This is a genomic window from Bacillus sp. YH3-2-B2, assembly GCF_053663335.1.
The window spans coordinates 582,040-598,998 of the sequence record NZ_JBSJQE010000002.1 but is presented as its reverse complement, the minus strand read 5'-3'; the positions used below and the strand labels follow the sequence as shown (position 1 = coordinate 598,998).

Sequence of the window (16,959 nt, the reverse complement as noted above, 5' to 3'; positions counted from 1 at the left end):
ATTTCAGTCGTCAGTCCATGTCAGCATACCGCTTATCGGCATACCCCTTCATGCGTCTGAAAATCATTAAAATAATCGCAAGTACAATCAGCACAATGGAAATGACCTGCGCGATCCGAAGCTGGCTCGTAAGCATCAGGCTGTCCGTCCGCATTCCCTCAATAAAGTATCTGCCGATTGAATACCAGATCACATACGTCAAAAACAGATTGCCCCTGCGCAGGTTCACGCGGCGGAGCAGAAGCAGAATCACGACGCCCGCAAAACTCCACAGCGATTCATACAAAAACGTCGGGTGATAATATTGTCCGTCTATGTACATCTGATTAATGATGAAATCCGGAAGATGCAGACTTTCCAAAAATGACCGGCTGACCGCTTCACCGTGAGCCTCCTGGTTGATAAAGTTCCCCCAGCGTCCGATGGCCTGTCCGAGCAGAATACTCGGCGCGGCAATATCCGCCAGCTTCCAGAATGAGATGCCTCTTACTTTTGAAAAGACAATTCCCGTTGCGATCGCGCCGATTAATCCGCCGTGAATCGCAATGCCGCCTTTCCAAGTTTTAATGATTACCCCGGGGTGTTCCGAGTAATAGCTCCACTCGAAAAGCACATAATATGCCCTTGCGCAAATGATTGCGATCGGGATGGCGAAAAGAACAAGATCAATAAAAATGTCCTTTTTCAGCCCCCGCTTTTCACTCTCCCTCATGGCCATCCAAAGCCCTATTAACGCGCCCGCGCCGATAATGATGCCGTACCAGTGCACGGATAAAGGCCCGAGCTGCAAGGCAATCGGATTGATCGGTGTTCCAGCTTCATTCATATTATTGCCAACTCCTATTCGTCTTGTTCGCCGTCCTCAATGACATCCGCCAGCTTATTCGTGAATTGTTCGGCAGCATTTAAGCCCATCCGCTTCAATCTGAAGTTCATCGCCGCAACTTCGATAATAACGGCGAGATTCCGCCCCGGGCGGACGGGAATGGTCAGTTTTGTAATTTCCGTATCAATGATTTTCATTTTTTCTTCTTCAAGTCCGAGACGGTCGTATTGCTTTCCTTGCTCCCAAAGCTCAAGGTCCATGACGATAGTAATTCTTTTATTGCTTCTGACGGCGCCCGCCCCGAACAGCGTCATGACATTTATAATGCCGAGCCCCCTGATTTCGAGCAGATGCTCAATCAGATCAGGCGCGTTCCCGACAAGGGTATCCTGATCCTCCTGCCGGATTTCAACGCAGTCATCCGCGACAAGACGATGACCTCGTTTGACAAGCTCCAGCGCCGTTTCACTTTTACCGACGCCGCTTTTTCCCGTAATGAGCACGCCGACGCCGTATATATCCACAAGCACGCCGTGAATGGCCGTTGTCGGCGCGAGACGGCTTTCAAGAAAATTCGTCAGCCTGCTTGACAGCCTGGTTGTTTTCAGAGGGGATCTGAGCACAGGCACGCCGTTTTGCTCGGAAGCTTCTACAAGCTCCGGCGGGATCGGCATATCTCTGGAAAGTATGATAGCCGGCGTCACATCGGTGCACAGCGATTTCATCCGCTGTTTCTTATCTTCCTCGGGAAGCTGATCGAAAAATGACAGCTCCGTTTTTCCTAAAAGCTGCACCCGTTCTCTCGGGTAATATGTAAAATAACCGGCGATTTCAATACCGGGCCGTGATAAATCACTCATCGTAATCGGGCGGTTAATCCCTTCTTCTCCGCTGATCAATTCTAAATGGAACTGTTCCATTACGTCTTTGGTCCGAACCTTTGCCAAGATATGTTCCTCCTGTTCTGGGATGTTCCGAGCTTTGAACAGTTATATTTTATCACTTTACTGTCTGAACCAAAACAGATTTATACAATTCCGGCATAACTGGTCTAGATAACTAGTCTGAAAAGGAGTAAAATAAAACTAACAACTAACCAGAAAGGCGTGTTTTAAAGTGGCTGAAAGCTTGTTAATCAGCGGTGCGGACATCGTAACAGAAAAAGAAATCATCCGAAACGGTTTTCTCGGTATAAAGGACGGCATCATTTCTTACGCGGGAAAAACAAGACCGCAAGAAACGTATGAGAAGGAATGGAAGGCGCCCGCGGGCTCGTATGCGCTTCCCGGAATGATTGATATTCATATTCACGGCGGATACGGCGCGGATACGATGGATGCTGATGTTGCAGCTCTTGATACACTGTCCGCCCGGCTGCCCGAAGAAGGAACAACCGCTTTTTTAGCGACAACGATCACACAGCAGCACGAAAACATTGAAAAAGCGCTCATCAACGCCAAAAAATGGGCGTCTTCCTCACCGCAGGCCCAAAAAGGCGCTGAGTTGATCGGCATTCATTTAGAAGGACCGTTTGTCTCTCCGAAAAAGGCGGGAGCACAGCCGAAACAATGGATTACTCCTGCTGATGCCGGGCTCTTTCAGAAATGGGAGCGGCTCTCGGGAGGGCTGATCAAAATCGTGACGCTTGCGCCGGAAGAAGATCCTGATTTCAGCCTGATCCGTTATTTAAAAGACCAAAACATCATCCCGTCAATGGGACACACAGACGCAGGAGCCGAGCTTTTACAAAAAGCGGCGGATGCCGGGGCGGTGCATATGACGCACCTCTTTAACGCCATGAGCTCCTTTCATCACCGTGAGCCGGGGGGTATCGGCACGGCTCTCGCCTGCGGCCGCATCACGGCGGAGCTGATCACTGACGGCATTCATTCCCATCCTTTGGCTGTAAAGCTTGCTTATTTGGCGAAAGGAAGCCAAAACCTGATCATGATTACAGACTCCATGCGGGCAAAAGGGCTTAAGGACGGAGAATACGAGTTCGGCGGACAAAAAGTCACCGTTCGCGGGGACACGGCGCTTCTCTCTGACGGAACGCTGGCCGGTTCCATTTTAAAAATGAATGAAGGCGCGGCGCTCATGCGCAGGTTTACAAACTGCTCATGGCTGGATATAGCAAATATGACATCGGCAAATGCGGCCCGCCGCCTCGGCATATTCGACCGTAAAGGAAGCATCGCCGAAGGAAAAGACGCCGACGTTGTTCTGACGGACGGACAGTGCGGCGTGCTGGCCACGATTTGCCGCGGAAACACCGCATATATCTCAAGGGAGGCTGATTGGACATGAATGTTATCACATGTAGACATTATGAAGAATTAAGTGAAAAAGCCGCAGCGATTATTGCTGAAACAGTGAAACAAAAGCCGGATGCCGTTCTCGGCCTTGCGACGGGGGGCACTCCTGAAGGCGTATACAAAGAACTTGTGCGGATGCACCGCTCAGAAGGCTTGTCATTCCGGAATGTCACGACGATCAACCTTGATGAATACGCCGGGCTTTCTCCCGAGGACAAAAACAGCTATCATTATTATATGAATACACATTTTTTTGCACATATCGACAGCCGAAAGGACCGCCACTTTCTCCCTGACGGACGGGCAGACGATCTTGATGCCGAATGCGGGCGCTATGACCGATTGATTCAAACACTCGGCGGAGCGGATATACAGCTTTTAGGCATCGGACACAACGGCCATATCGGCTTTAATGAACCCGGGACGCCATTTGAATCCCGAACCCATGTCGTTGAGCTGAATGAAGAGACAAGACAGGCGAATGCGCGGTACTTTCCGTCAATTGATCAAGTCCCTGAAAAAGCCCTGACAATGGGGATCGGGACGATTTTGTCCGGCAAACGGATTCTGATCATGGCATCCGGAAAAAGCAAGGCCCAAGCGGTGAAGCAGCTTCTGGACGGGCGCGTCAGCGAAGCATTCCCCGCCTCCGCCCTGCACGCGCATCCGGATGTGACGGTCTTGATTGATGAAAAGGCTGCGGGCGGCGATTGAAAGGATTTGACCTATGCAGATTGATAAACAATCTCCGATTCCAATTTACTTTCAGATTATGGAACAATTAAAAACACAAATCAAAAACGGCGAGCTGAAAGCGGATGCGCTGCTTCCGTCGGAGCGGGAATACGCCGAACAATTCGGCATCAGCCGCATGACGGTGCGTCAGGCGCTTTCCAATCTGGTGAATGAAGGATTTTTATACAGACAGAAAGGCCGGGGAACGTTCGTCAGCAAACTGAAGATGGAACAGCCGCTTCAAGGGCTGACAAGCTTCACCGAAGATATGAGAAGCCGGGGCATGAAGCCGGGGAGCAGACTTGCCGAATACCAGCTGATTCAGGCGACGGAAGAATTATCTTCTATCCTGGGATGCGGCTATCCGGCAACGCTTCATAAAATCATCCGCGTCCGGCTGGCAAATGATATCCCGATGGCGATTGAGGCATCGTATATCCCGTTTGACAAGGCGGGAAAATTGGATGCCTCCCATTTTCAATCATCCATGTATGAGCATATTGAAGCGTACAATCAGATGCAGATCTCACGGGCAAAACAAGAGCTTGAACCGGGAGCCGCTTCTGAGGAAGAAGCTGAGCTGCTCGGTATTCAGCCCGGCGCGCCCGTCCTCTATATCAAGCGGACCACTTATCTGCAGGACGGCACTGCCTTTGAGCACGTCAAATCCGCCTACAGAGGCGACCGCTACACATTCGTGCATTATATGGACAGGGTGAAATGAAACATCTCCAACCGTTACGGGTTGGAGATGTTTTTTTGATCTGCCATTTTCAAATCAAGCCGGTGAATGTTCTCTATGACTCTGTCAAAACGAAGAGGCTGGGGTTCTGGTATCTATTTTATAAAGAAAAGAGTAATAAAATGCTACCCTCTGTTTTGGACAATATACGGAACCTGCTTTGAAATCAGCAGCAGCGGTTCTTTGTTTTTATGAGCCAGTGAAAACATGATTGCGCCTTCAATCATCGAGTTGATTGTCATCCCAAGCTTCTCCGCTTCCTCTTGTTCAAACCCATGCTCAAGAAATTTTGCCGCAAACACATCCGTCCACTTCTTGAACACCTCAACACATGTGCATCTTAACGTTTCATTGATCAGAGCGGTCTCACCTGCCAGCAATCCAACCGGCACGCCCTCAATATTCTGAGGGTCATTAAACTGTTCAGCCGTTACATGAATAAAGTGCTGAATCGCTTCTACAGGGTCCGCGGATTGAGACATACTATTCTGTATCTGCTTTTCAACGCATCTTCCCGTATATTTGATCGCCGCAATGGCGAGTTCTTCTTTTCCGTTTGGAAAGTGATGATACACGGACCCTCTGGGTGCTCCGCTCTCTTTTATAATTTGATTCAAACCAGTCGCATGGTATCCCTGAATCTGAAAAAGATATGCAGAGGTTTGAATAATTCTTTCTTTTGTCCCGGTTTTACTGTTCATTATGTTTCCTCCTGCATATTACGAAAACCAATCGATTTTAGTATAGAAAAGGGACATAAAAAAGTCAAAAACACTTATCACAGCAGGGCGCCGCCATTTACGAACAGAAAAAAACCTGCTGACCGTCAGATTTTCTTCTGACCGATCAGCAAGCTGTATGTTTTCGTTATGGGTTTGAGGCATGCCTGAAATCAAACTGATCCGGAGCCGGGTGATACGGCGTATTTCCCGTTTTGAACATCCACAGCGGTGATATTGTTTTGCCGTTGTACGGGTCCTTCACGACGGTATACCAGTAATAAACGGAATCAGGCTGCAGGCCGTCCCAGACCCAATTTGCGGTTTTTCCGCTTTTTACGTGTTTTTTATGACCGAGCAGTTCGTTCGTATAGACGTTGCATTCAAAATAATCGGTCGCTACCCTTTTCCTCTTCGGCTGTAAATCCATTTCTGCTGAGAATTCGTCTTTATCAGCGAACAGATCGGTGTCATAGTAATTGATGTCATCCGTGTACGGCGAGTAGGAGAACATGTGAACCTGATTGGCGGCCTGATCAAATTGCATAATGCGCATAAAGCCCTGCCCCCCTTCCGGACCGTCCTGGTAGTCGGTCAGAATTTGGTGGACGAGGCGGTCCGGTTTTCCGTCCCCGTCATCGTCAAGCGCATCGGTTTTTTTCATGGCGTTATGGTAATGACCGCTTAATACCATCGCCACATTGCGATTCGGCTTGACGACTTTTCGATAGATCGTCTCCCCGATCGGGCTTCGATTTCCGCTCACAAGCAAGTACTCATGAAAGCATAAGATGGCGGTTCGGTCCGGATACCTCTTCAGCACTTGATTGATCCAGTCAATCTCTTGTTCCGTAATGCCCCAGCCCATATAAATCATAATAAAATCGTTCCCGCTTGCCGACAGCAGATCATAATGCCCGCGGTTATTTTTGTATGATCCGCCGTAATGCATGTTCTGTTCAAACCGGCGGCTCCCGAAGAAATCCCCGAAGGTTCGGTATGTGCCGTCTTTATGGCCGACGTCGTGATTGCCGGCAAGCACTCCGTACGGAATTCCCGCCTTGTCAAGCGTCCGCATGGAGTGGTCGGCGTTTTTCCACTGTTTCATCACCATTGAATCATCGACAATATCACCGGTATGAAAGACATATTTAATATTGTGCTTTTCCTTATTTTCTTTGATCCACTCCGTCATTTTGTCAAAAATGTGCGGGTGCCCTTGTGCGTAATACTGTGTATCCGACATCCAGACAAACGTGTAATTGCCTTTCGCCGGTATTTGATCCTGCACGATGACATTCATTTTTGAGTTCTTCACCACATCCGCTGCGGAAACGGCGGCTTTTAATGTAAACGGCTTTTTATCTTTGGCAAGGACGCTGTCCGCCTCCTGCCAGCGGCTTGTCCGGTAATTCCAAATATACATGGTTACCTTTCGGCCGGGCAGAGAGCTTCCTTTCCAGACCGCCTCGGCCAGATCCGTTTCGTCGATAGACGGGTCAACGGAGACTTCGAACCGGTGATAAGGAAAACGCTCCATACTTTCCGCCGAAACGGTTTTTCCGTCATTTGCCGAGATACGGTTCATTTCCGGCAGGGTAAACGGCATTTCATTTTCTTTTATGCCCTTCGGCGGTTCCGTTAATGAGGCGTGTTTATACACTTTCACGCTGCCCGGATTCCGCGCGGTATAACGGAAGCCGCGATAAAATGATACATTCATGTCATCCTTCGTCGGGTCTTTTACCCGGACGGACAGCTTTGCTTTGCGGGCGCCGATTTTTTGACCGGCAAGCTCCGGCTGGTTCGGCTCCTCCCGTTTGATATGGAAGGTGCGGACGGACGTTGTTTCATTTCCGGCAAGGTCTGCCGCAATGATGGTAAGGGTGTGCTTTCCGGGCTTGAGATCGGCTGATGACGTGTGATGCGGGAGCGTAATGCTTTCTCCGTCCAAAAACGCTTTCACCTCTTCCACTTTGCTCCAATTGTCACGGATGTCCGCGTTCAGCTCAACATTACCTTTCAGCGCCGCGCCTTCTTTAATACCCGGGACAATCTTCGGCCCCGAATTGTCCACCCGCACAGATTGGCTCAGCTGCTCCTCACCGTCACTGACAAAAATATGGTGATAGCCTTCCGAAAGCTTCGCCGTGTTCCACGGCAGCAGCCGTGACGTAAACAAATGATCCGGCAGGCTGAATGAGAAGGTCTTCTGCTGATTCGCCCGCCTGCCGTCACCGATAAACAGCTGTTCAGCCTGATCCGTCTTCCCGTCTTTGATCACCGTTCCGTCCGAAAGCACCAGACGGGCATGTTTCACGACAAAATCATCCCGATTCTCTCCCGTGTCGTACGGAGAAACCTTTGAGCCCGAACGGATGGATACTTTCTGTGTTTTGCCCCCTTTTTGCAGCAGACGTTCCGGAAGCAGAACCGAGTGCGTTCTGTAGCGGTGAGACGGATCGTCAAAAATGTGCAGCACCTCGTTTTCCATCATGACGGTGTTTTGAAAATAAAGATTCGTTTTCCGGGCATCGAAGGCGAAATAGACCTCTTTTTCCAGCGCCGGACGGGTCTCCTGCCGCTTGCCGTCAATCCACAGCTTGATCTTATCGGCGCTGACGTCGGAAGTCGCTTTGAGCAGATAGGTGCCGGATATCGTATCTTCTGGTTCAACATTCATTCTGAGTCCGTGTGATTTGCTCGTCTGTTCAATGTCAATCATCTTGACGGGCGTTTTTGCTTCATTTTCTCCATCACTGGCTGCGATATAATACTCAAGCTGATCCTGGCCGAGCAGTTCCGGGGAATAAAGAATGTGATGGTATAAGCTGTCGTTGCGGTCTTTTTCGGCCAGAATTCGTTTGAATGGTTTTTTCTCATTGGTCCGGTAATAAAACGCGGCTGTTTTGACAAGGTTTTTGTCTTTTATGTCAGCCTTTAATTCAATGCTTTCAGCGGGCCGGACGGGCTTTCTGTCTGTAAGGTCTTCGATGACCGGTTTTTCCTTGTCGGGTTTGATCACCCTTTTCTGCTGCGGAATCTGCGCCTGAAAAACGGAGCCCGGTGACGGCTTATGCTCGCTCGTGGAGATCTTCAGCAATTCTCCCGTTCCGTTCAGCGGATATTTGTACAGCAAAGAAGTCAGCCGGCGGAAAGCGTGTTTCCGGTATTGCGCTGAGGCGATATCCTTGCCGGTATTTGCCGACAGCACGACCGTACGCGGGCGGCCGTTGGACATTCCGTCCGTCCCTTCGATGACGGCGAGATGTTCTCCTTCCTTCAGACGTGTCCCGTAATAGCGGTTGAAATCATCTATCGTCAGTTCTGATGCGGCGCGTCTCAGCCAAAACACGTAAGTCCCGCCTGACGGAATGACGGTATCTTCTTTCGGCCTCCATATCATATCTGATTCCGGCCCTTCCTTCGGATAGCGGTAGCGGATATGATAGTCTTTAAAATGAATGGGCCTGTCCGTCGTGTTATACACCTCGATAAATTCATAGGCATCAGCGCCGTCTTCATTTTTCGTATCAACCGCAAGCTCCGTAATCATCAGCTCGGGAATATGATTCAAATCGGCTTGATAGCCGTCCAGCTTCAGCCGCTTTTTCTCCGATTCCGCCCGCTGTCTGCCGTTGGTGAAAACGAGGTAATATTCCAATTCTCCATTCCAGATATCCCGTTTTGAAACCTGGGCCGTAAACAGCCGGATTGCGCCTGGCGCGGGCTCCATCGGCACCATCTTAAACCCCAGCTCATTGCTTTGTTTATAAAAAAGAAACGCCGAAAACGCTTGATAGTCAGCATTCCGTACATGAGCCTGTATGAACAGGTTTCTTTTCATTTCCGCCTTTACTTCGATTTGGGGAGGGTTCTCCAGAAGCGGTATGTAATGAGGCGGCTGTCCGAATTCCTGCTGATTCACGGGGATTGCCGATTCTTTGCGCGCCGCATCCGCAGAAGGACTCACACAAAGCAAACCAATCAGAAAAAAGAGCGTCATCACAAGTTTCATCTCATTACCTCCCTATGCATTATGTTGCGTCAGGAGGCTGCCGCTTATGTAAACCGCACATAAAAAAGCTGCCCTCTCGGGACAGCTTGTTTTTTATCCTTTTCTAAGCGGCTCCAATATGCCTTTTTGGATCAGCAAGTGGAAAACGGACAGCACGACGGATGCCCAAATGGCGGTGCCGAACCCGTCAATCTGAAAGCTGTCTCCCATCAAGGCTGCGGTCATCATTAACGTAATGGCGTTGATGACAAACAGAAAGAGGCCGAGGGTCACAACCGTGACAGGCAATGTCAATATGACGATGATCGGTTTGATCAGCACATTTAACACAGAAAGAATCACACTGGCGATGACAGCCGCTCCGATACTGCTGATATGGACGGAATCAAAATATCCCGCGATAACGATTAATAATAAAGCATTTACTAAAATGCTGACTGCCCATTTGATCATTTATTTCAAATCTCCTTCTAATGGTACAACAAAACACCAGATAATATATACAATCGGCACGATTCCGCTCGTGACAAGCGCTAATACAACGGTTATAATGCGCAAAAGCGACGCATCCATATTGATGTACTCCGCCAAACCGCCGACGACGCCGGCGATTTTACGATTTTTTTCTGAACGGTAAAGTCTTTTCATCCCATCACCTCTGAGTATGCTTGAGCTTAATGGCTCCTGTTAACGATTCTGAGAAAATCGAGAGATGCTGATCATGGCCTTGATTTGATGCCAGCATCAGTTCTTTTTGAATGGTATCATTCTTTTCCTTTAAAATTTCCGCATCAATCAGCTCATGGCTGAGAGAGCCGAGATTGCTTTTGAGCTCCGCTTTCACCGCCGAATCATCAGGCAGGGCGATCTCCACGTTTCCGGTCGTCGTTTTCGTGTAGATGGAGCGGCAGTGGGGCGCTGTCACGGTAAGCATGATATTGCCGTTAAAGCTTTGAACGTCAATGGATTCACTCGATCCGCGCAAATCAATCAAGCCGTTGATCGTTTCCGCTTCAATCGCGCCGCATTGATGTCCGGCCAGCTTGATTTGTCCGTTAGCCGTTTCCGCCGACGCTTTCTCAGCCGTCAAATGAGAGAATGACAGAACGCCGTTTGTCGTTTTCGCCGAGAATTCTTTTACATGTAAATGTTCCCCTCTGATCGGTCCGTTAAACAGCTTCACTCTTATCTTATCGTACTCTTTCTGGGGAACATAAAGCGTAACATTGGTTTTCATCGTTTTCTTTTCCGTGCGGACAAAAAACTTATTGCCCTTCACTTCACACTCAATGTGCTGAAGAAATGCGGTGCGCGCCGCCTCCTGACTGTCCGCCCGGTACACTTTCGCCTGGCACTCCGCTCTGATATCTTCATCCGCCCACGGCACGATATTGACGCTGCCGTTTGCGATCTGCATATCAATGGCCGAGAATTCACTGTCTTTAAATTGAAAAATATGCTGCACTTCGTGTGCGTGGCCGAAATTCAGATCAAGATCCGCTTCCTTCACTTTTTTGACGGCAGAATCAATCCAGTCGAACAGCTTCGCCCCGAGCGACGGCTTTTGGCTTTCTTTTGCCCCGTTTTCGAAATCTTCCGCAGGTTCCTGAACCTCCGCAGATAATGCGGTGATCTGCTCTTCTTTTTCTTTATATTCATGATCCAGTTTTTCAATGAGCGTCAGTGCTTCCTGCGCCGTCAGCATCCCGTCTTCCACAAGCTTTAAAATCCGTTCTTTCTCCTGTTTCATACAAAACTCCTCCCCCGACTTTTCTTACACCTGGCGTAACACCTTAATTCCCTGCACGATATTCCAAATGACCATTCCGATGAGGATCAGAAAATAAACAGCTGCTCCTGTTATCATAACAAAAACGGGCATCATACTCTCCCCCTGGGCCGTAATCAATCCGCCGACAACACCCGCGGTCACAATCAGCAAGCCCGCAAACGGAATGATATGGGAAATCAGAGCGCGCATGGCATGCCGCTTCGTCTCTTTTTCATCGACGACAAAATAAGCCACAATCGGAAGAATGAGCGGCGCGAGAAACACGCTGAAATAACAGATTGATGCGATAATCGCTTGATTTCGGTTCAATAAAAACACTCCCTGTGCCGTGATGTAAAAAACCCTTCCTTATACATACGTATGACGAATGAGCGAGTTTCATTTTCATGCTAAGGACATGCTTCGTTATACGTAATTTTTGGTTTCAGAGATTTCACTATAGAATCTTTTCCCCGAACCGATTACAATATGTAACAAAGCCTGACCGTATGCAAGGAGGACATACAAATGGAGAAAGATCCCGAAAACGCCCAAGTAACGGAAGAGAGTCTTCGAAATTTAATTCGCGAACAGAAAAGAATGAACAGCGAAATGCTGGCTGAATTGGAACAGATCAAAGCAGCCCCTCTTCCCATTTCCCATGATATCCAATATATAAAAGTGCTGCTGGACAGCAGCAGCACCCATATTCTGCAGGACTTAATGCATTTAAGCAGACAGCTTCCCCAACAGAAAAAAAGCCTGTAACAACAACAGCCCAAAACCGATGAGTTTTGGGCTGTTTTTATTGATCTATTACGTGGCTGCCGTTTCTTTTTCGGCCAGCAATGTTTTCATCCGTTTTTTATCGCGTTCCATTACCGGTTTCAGATAGCGGCCCGTATATGATTCTTTCACTTCGACAACTTCTTCGGGCGTCCCGGAGGCTACGATCATGCCGCCGCCCGCTCCGCCTTCAGGTCCCAGATCGACGATGTAGTCCGCCGTTTTAATGATATCGAGATTGTGTTCAATGACCAAAACGGTATCACCGTTATCGACGAGTCTTTGAAGCACAACCAAAAGCCTTGCGATATCATCAACGTGGAGGCCTGTCGTCGGTTCGTCCAGAATATACAGCGTCCGGCCGGTGGAACGCTTATGCAGCTCGGAAGCGAGCTTGACGCGCTGCGCTTCTCCGCCTGACAGCGTCGTCGCCGGCTGGCCGAGCGTCACATACCCGAGTCCGACATCAGCAAGCGTTTGAAGCTTGCGTTTGATTTTCGGGATATTTTCAAAGAAAGACAGAGCATCTTCCACCGTCATATCCAGAACGTCGGAAATGCTTTTTCCTTTGTATGTGACCTCCAGCGTCTCCCGGTTGTAACGTTTGCCGTGGCATACTTCACACGGAACGTACACGTCAGGAAGGAAGTGCATCTCAATTTTGATGATGCCGTCGCCGCGGCAGGCCTCACAGCGCCCGCCTTTTACATTAAAACTGAACCGGCCTTTTTTATAGCCGCGCACCTTTGCTTCATTTGTCTGCGCGAATACATCGCGGATATCATCAAACACACCCGTGTAAGTTGCCGGATTTGATCTCGGTGTCCGGCCGATCGGTGCCTGGTCGATGTCGATCACCTTATCAAGATGGTCAAGGCCTTTGATTTCTTTATGGCTTCCCGGTTTCGCTTTGGCTTTATGAAGCTTTTGCGCAAGCGCCTTATGCAGAATTTCATTCACAAGCGTGCTTTTTCCGGAACCGGACACACCTGTCACCGCCGTAAAAGTGCCGAGCGGGAATTTGGCGTTCGCTTTTTTCAGGTTGTTTTCTGAAGCACCTTTGATTTCAATGAACCGGCCGTCAGGCTTTCTTCTCTCCGGAGGCATCGGGATGAATTGAGCCCCTGACAAATAACGTCCGGTCAGAGAATCCGCATCATTCATCACTTCTTCAGGCGTCCCCGCCGATATGACGCGGCCGCCGTGAATGCCGGCGCCCGGGCCGATATCTATCAAGTAATCGGCAGCCATCATCGTATCTTCATCATGCTCCACGACAATCAGTGTATTGCCGAGATCCCTCATGTTTTTCAGCGCGCTGATCAGACGGTCATTGTCACGCTGGTGAAGGCCGATGGACGGCTCATCAAGAATGTACAGGACGCCTGACAAACGGGAGCCGATCTGCGTCGCAAGCCTGATACGCTGGGCTTCTCCGCCTGACAGCGTTCCCGCCGCCCTGCTCAGCGTCAGGTAATCAAGACCGACTTTATCTAAAAAGCTGAGACGCTCCACAATCTCTCTTAAAATTAAATCGGCAATCTGCATATCTTTCTCAGACAGCGTCAGGTTTTTGAAAAATTCCAGCGCATCGCCGACGGAAAGCTCGGTAATGGTGCCGATGTGGCGCCCGTTGACCAAAACGGCAAGCGCTTCTTTCTTCAGCCGGTAGCCTTTGCACGTCGGGCACGGCTTCTGTGACATGTACTGCTCCATCTGTTCACGGATATAATCGGAGCTTGTCTCTTTATACCGTCTCTCAATATTGCGCAGCACACCTTCAAATTCAATTTCATTTTCGCGCACTTGTCCGAAATCATTCTCGTATTTAAAGTAGATCCGTTCATTGCCGCTGCCGTACAGCACTTTATCAAGCTGATGCTTCGGCAGGTCTTTGACCGGAGTCTCCATATCAATGCCGTAATGGCGGCAGACCGCCTGAAGCAGCTGCGGATAATATTGTGAACTGATCGGCGTCCACGGCGCGATGGCGTGTTCCTTTAATGACAGTTCAGGATTGGGAATGACAAGCTCAGGGTCCACTTCCAGCTTCAAACCGAGACCGTCACAAGTCGGGCAGGCACCGAACGGGCTGTTAAACGAAAACAGCCGGGGTTCAAGCTCCCCGATAGAAAAACCGCACAGCGGACAGGCGTGATGCTCGCTGAACATCAGCTCTTCCTGACCGATGACATCTATCATGACACGGCCTTCCCCTAAGCGGAGCGCGGTTTCCAGTGAGTCGGAAAGCCGGGCGGCAACCCCTTCCTTGACGACAATCCGGTCAATGACCACTTCAATGGAATGCTTTTTGTTTTTTTCAAGTTCAATATCGTCGGAAAGCTCGGCCATTTCTCCGTCAATCCGCACCCTTACGTAACCTTGCTTTCTGATTTGGTCAAGCACTTTGACATGGGCGCCTTTTCTGCCTGAGATGATCGGCGCAAGCACTTGAAGCTTCGTCCGCTCCGGATATTCAAGAATCCGGTCAACCATCTGTTCGATCGTTTGCGACGTAATTTCAATGCCGTGCTCCGGGCAGTGCGGCTTCCCGACTCTCGCGTATAAGAGCCGGAGATAATCATAAATCTCCGTTACTGTTCCGACGGTTGACCGCGGATTGCGGCTCGTCGTTTTCTGATCAATGCTGATCGCCGGAGAAAGCCCTTCGATCGCATCAACGTCCGGCTTATCCATCTGCCCTAAAAATTGGCGCGCATAGGCAGAAAGCGATTCAACATACCGCCTCTGTCCTTCCGCGTAAATGGTGTCAAAGGCAAGGGATGATTTTCCCGATCCGGACAGCCCCGTCACGACGACGAGCTGATCCCGGGGAATCGTTACATCAATGTTTTTTAAATTGTGCGCCCTTGCGCCTTTCACCTCGATCCGGTCAATTGCCATGTGTTCATCATCCTTCCGCTTTAAGCTCTAACAGTAAATCACGAAGCTCTGCCGCCCGCTCGAAATCAAGCGCTCTGGCCGCTTCTTTCATTTCGTGCTCCATTTGCTCAACGACTTTCTGGCGTTCTTTCTTCGTCATCTTCGCCAGTTTAGGCGCGGCTTTTGTTTTATATTCTTCTTTATCCTCAGCGGCTTGCGTCGCGCGGATCACATCGCGGATTTCCTTATTGATCGTTTGCGGCGTAATGCCGTGAATTTCGTTAAAGCGCTCCTGCTGTTCCCGTCGGCGCTTCGTTTCATTAATTGCGATCTCCATCGAATTCGTGATTTTATCGGCATACATGATGACGCGGCCTTCCGCGTTTCGTGCCGCCCGTCCGATCGTCTGAATCAGCGAACGTTCAGAACGGAGGAAGCCTTCTTTATCCGCATCGAGAATGGCGACAAGTGATACTTCCGGAATATCAAGCCCTTCCCTCAGCAGGTTGATGCCGATTAACACATCATGTTTTCCGAGGCGGAGGTCACGGATGATTTCAATCCGTTCAAGCGTCTTAATCTCGGAATGCAGATAATTGACCTTGATGCCGATTTCCTTGAGATAATCGGTCAGATCCTCTGACATTTTTTTCGTTAAAGTCGTCACGAGAACGCGTTCATTCCGTTCAATCCTCGCCTGAATCTCGCCGATCAAATCATCAATCTGTCCTTCGATCGGACGGACGTCAATGAGGGGATCGAGGAGTCCCGTCGGTCTGATGATCTGCTCGATCATTTCCGGCGTATGCTCAATTTCATACGGTCCCGGAGTCGCCGACACGTACACGATATTGTGCATATGCTTTTCAAATTCCTCGAATCGGAGCGGACGGTTGTCAAGCGCTGACGGGAGGCGGAACCCGTGATCGACAAGCACCTGTTTTCTCGCCTGGTCACCGTTGAACATGCCGCGCACCTGCGGAATCGTCACATGTGATTCATCAACGACAATCATAAAATCGTCCGGAAAATAATCAAGCAGCGTATACGGCGTAGAGCCCGGCGGACGGAGCGTCAAATGTCTTGAATAGTTCTCGATCCCTGAGCAAAAACCCATTTCCCGCATCATTTCAAGATCATACCTCGTCCGCTGCTCAAGCCGCTGCGCTTCAAGGAGCTTGCCGTTTTCGTGCATCACTTTCAAGCGCTCCTCAAGCTCCTGTTCAATATTCAGAATCGCTTTTTCCATCTTTTCCGCCCGGGTGACGAAGTGGGAAGCCGGGAAAATCGCGACATGGTCACGGTCGCCGAGAATTTCTCCGGTCAAAGCGTCGACCTCCCTGATCCGCTCAATTTCGTCTCCGAAAAATTCCACTCTGATACAATGTTCGTCACGGGAAGCCGGAAAGATTTCCACAACGTCTCCGCGCACGCGGAACGTCCCGCGCTGAAAGTCGATATCATTGCGGGCATACTGGATATCCACAAGCTTTCTCAGCAGCTCGTTCCGCTCAATCTCCATTTCCGGTCTGAGCGACACGACCATTTCCCGGTATTCTTCAGGCGAACCGAGGCCGTATATGCATGACACACTCGCGATAATGATGACATCTCTCCGTTCAAACAGAGAGGATGTCGCGGAGTGTCTCAGTTTATCAATTTCATCATTAATGCTTGCGTCTTTCTCTATAAAAGTATCCGTTTGAGGCACGTACGCCTCCGGCTGATAATAATCATAGTAGCTGACAAAATACTCGACAGCGTTGTTCGGAAAAAATTCCTTGAACTCGCTGTACAGCTGTCCGGCAAGGGTTTTGTTATGGGCAATGACCAGTGTCGGTTTATTCACTTCTTTAATCAGATTGGACACGGTAAAGGTTTTGCCCGTCCCTGTCGCACCCAGGAGAGTCTGGTGTTTTCTGCCTTCCTGTATGCCTTTGACAAGCTTCTCAATCGCTTGCGGCTGATCTCCCTGGGGCTGATATTTCGAGACTAACTCAAAACGATCTTTCACAAAAAAGCCTCCGTTTCTTTACGAAATCTTCCTATTGATATAGTAACACAATGACGGGCAAAATCACTAAAAATACGAACTAAAGTTCGATGGTTTATTTTTACCAAGTTAATTTTTGTATAAAAAACCTGCTTTTATGGCGTAAAAGCA

General features: G+C 49.3%; 14 protein-coding genes. 4 read left to right on the top strand and 10 right to left on the bottom strand.

The window, feature by feature from the left end:
• Positions 1–10 precede the first annotated feature (10 nt).
• Complete coding sequence (lgt, locus tag ACWJJX_RS07955) at positions 11–826, bottom strand: prolipoprotein diacylglyceryl transferase (protein WP_278071345.1); 816 nt, start codon at positions 824–826, stop codon at positions 11–13.
• A gap of 14 nt (positions 827–840) precedes the next feature.
• Positions 841–1,773 (bottom strand): HPr(Ser) kinase/phosphatase, encoded by a 933-nt coding sequence (gene hprK, locus ACWJJX_RS07950; protein ID WP_003151456.1) that lies wholly within the window; start codon positions 1,771–1,773, stop codon positions 841–843.
• Between the two features lie 169 nt (positions 1,774–1,942).
• On the opposite strand from hprK, the gene nagA reads away from it, so the two are divergent.
• From nagA to ACWJJX_RS07935, 3 genes are read left to right on the top strand one after another with little or no spacing between them, the layout of a single operon-like run.
• A complete protein-coding gene (gene nagA / locus ACWJJX_RS07945) occupies positions 1,943–3,133 on the top strand; it encodes an N-acetylglucosamine-6-phosphate deacetylase (protein ID WP_278071346.1) in 1,191 nt (396 codons plus the stop codon).
• Positions 3,130–3,855, top strand: a complete 726-nt coding sequence (gene nagB / locus ACWJJX_RS07940) for a glucosamine-6-phosphate deaminase (protein ID WP_003151453.1) — start codon at positions 3,130–3,132, stop codon at positions 3,853–3,855. The genes nagA and nagB overlap by 4 nt, the downstream gene beginning before the upstream one ends.
• 13 nt (positions 3,856–3,868) lie before the next feature.
• Positions 3,869–4,600, top strand: a complete 732-nt coding sequence (locus tag ACWJJX_RS07935) for a GntR family transcriptional regulator (RefSeq protein WP_278071347.1) — start codon at positions 3,869–3,871, stop codon at positions 4,598–4,600.
• Between the two features lie 143 nt (positions 4,601–4,743).
• Here ACWJJX_RS07935 and ACWJJX_RS07930 read toward each other — a convergent pair whose 3' ends face one another.
• The 6 genes from ACWJJX_RS07930 to ACWJJX_RS07905 form a co-directional block, all read right to left on the bottom strand.
• On the bottom strand, positions 4,744–5,319 hold the full coding sequence (locus ACWJJX_RS07930) for a TetR/AcrR family transcriptional regulator (RefSeq protein WP_014305913.1): 576 nt from the start codon (positions 5,317–5,319) through the stop codon (positions 4,744–4,746).
• Positions 5,320–5,485: 166 nt separating this feature from the next.
• Entirely contained in the window at positions 5,486–9,355 is a 3,870-nt protein-coding gene (locus ACWJJX_RS07925; protein ID WP_454022876.1) for a metallophosphoesterase, read from the bottom strand.
• Between the two features lie 93 nt (positions 9,356–9,448).
• The gene (locus tag ACWJJX_RS07920; RefSeq protein WP_014418984.1) at positions 9,449–9,808 is read right to left on the bottom strand and encodes a phage holin family protein; all 360 of its coding nucleotides are present in this window, start codon (positions 9,806–9,808) and stop codon (positions 9,449–9,451) included.
• Positions 9,809–10,003 (bottom strand): PspC domain-containing protein, encoded by a 195-nt coding sequence (locus tag ACWJJX_RS07915; RefSeq protein WP_003151448.1) that lies wholly within the window; start codon positions 10,001–10,003, stop codon positions 9,809–9,811.
• Between the two features lie 4 nt (positions 10,004–10,007).
• Positions 10,008–11,105, bottom strand: a complete 1,098-nt coding sequence (locus tag ACWJJX_RS07910; RefSeq protein WP_454022875.1) for a DUF4097 family beta strand repeat-containing protein — start codon at positions 11,103–11,105, stop codon at positions 10,008–10,010.
• Positions 11,106–11,129: 24 nt separating this feature from the next.
• The gene (locus ACWJJX_RS07905) at positions 11,130–11,456 is read right to left on the bottom strand and encodes a hypothetical protein (RefSeq protein WP_454022874.1); all 327 of its coding nucleotides are present in this window, start codon (positions 11,454–11,456) and stop codon (positions 11,130–11,132) included.
• Between the two features lie 198 nt (positions 11,457–11,654).
• Between ACWJJX_RS07905 and ACWJJX_RS07900 the strand changes: the two genes are divergently transcribed.
• Positions 11,655–11,894: a hypothetical protein gene (locus ACWJJX_RS07900; protein WP_003151443.1), complete on the top strand. Its 240-nt coding sequence runs from the start codon at positions 11,655–11,657 to the stop codon at positions 11,892–11,894.
• Between the two features lie 48 nt (positions 11,895–11,942).
• On the opposite strand, the gene uvrA is transcribed toward ACWJJX_RS07900, so the two are convergent.
• Both uvrA and uvrB read right to left on the bottom strand, forming a co-directional pair.
• Positions 11,943–14,816, bottom strand: a complete 2,874-nt coding sequence (gene uvrA / locus ACWJJX_RS07895) for an excinuclease ABC subunit UvrA (protein WP_165409315.1) — start codon at positions 14,814–14,816, stop codon at positions 11,943–11,945.
• A 7-nt stretch (positions 14,817–14,823) separates the two neighbouring features.
• Complete coding sequence (gene uvrB, locus ACWJJX_RS07890; protein ID WP_003151439.1) at positions 14,824–16,809, bottom strand: excinuclease ABC subunit UvrB; 1,986 nt, start codon at positions 16,807–16,809, stop codon at positions 14,824–14,826.
• Positions 16,810–16,959 lie beyond the last annotated feature (150 nt).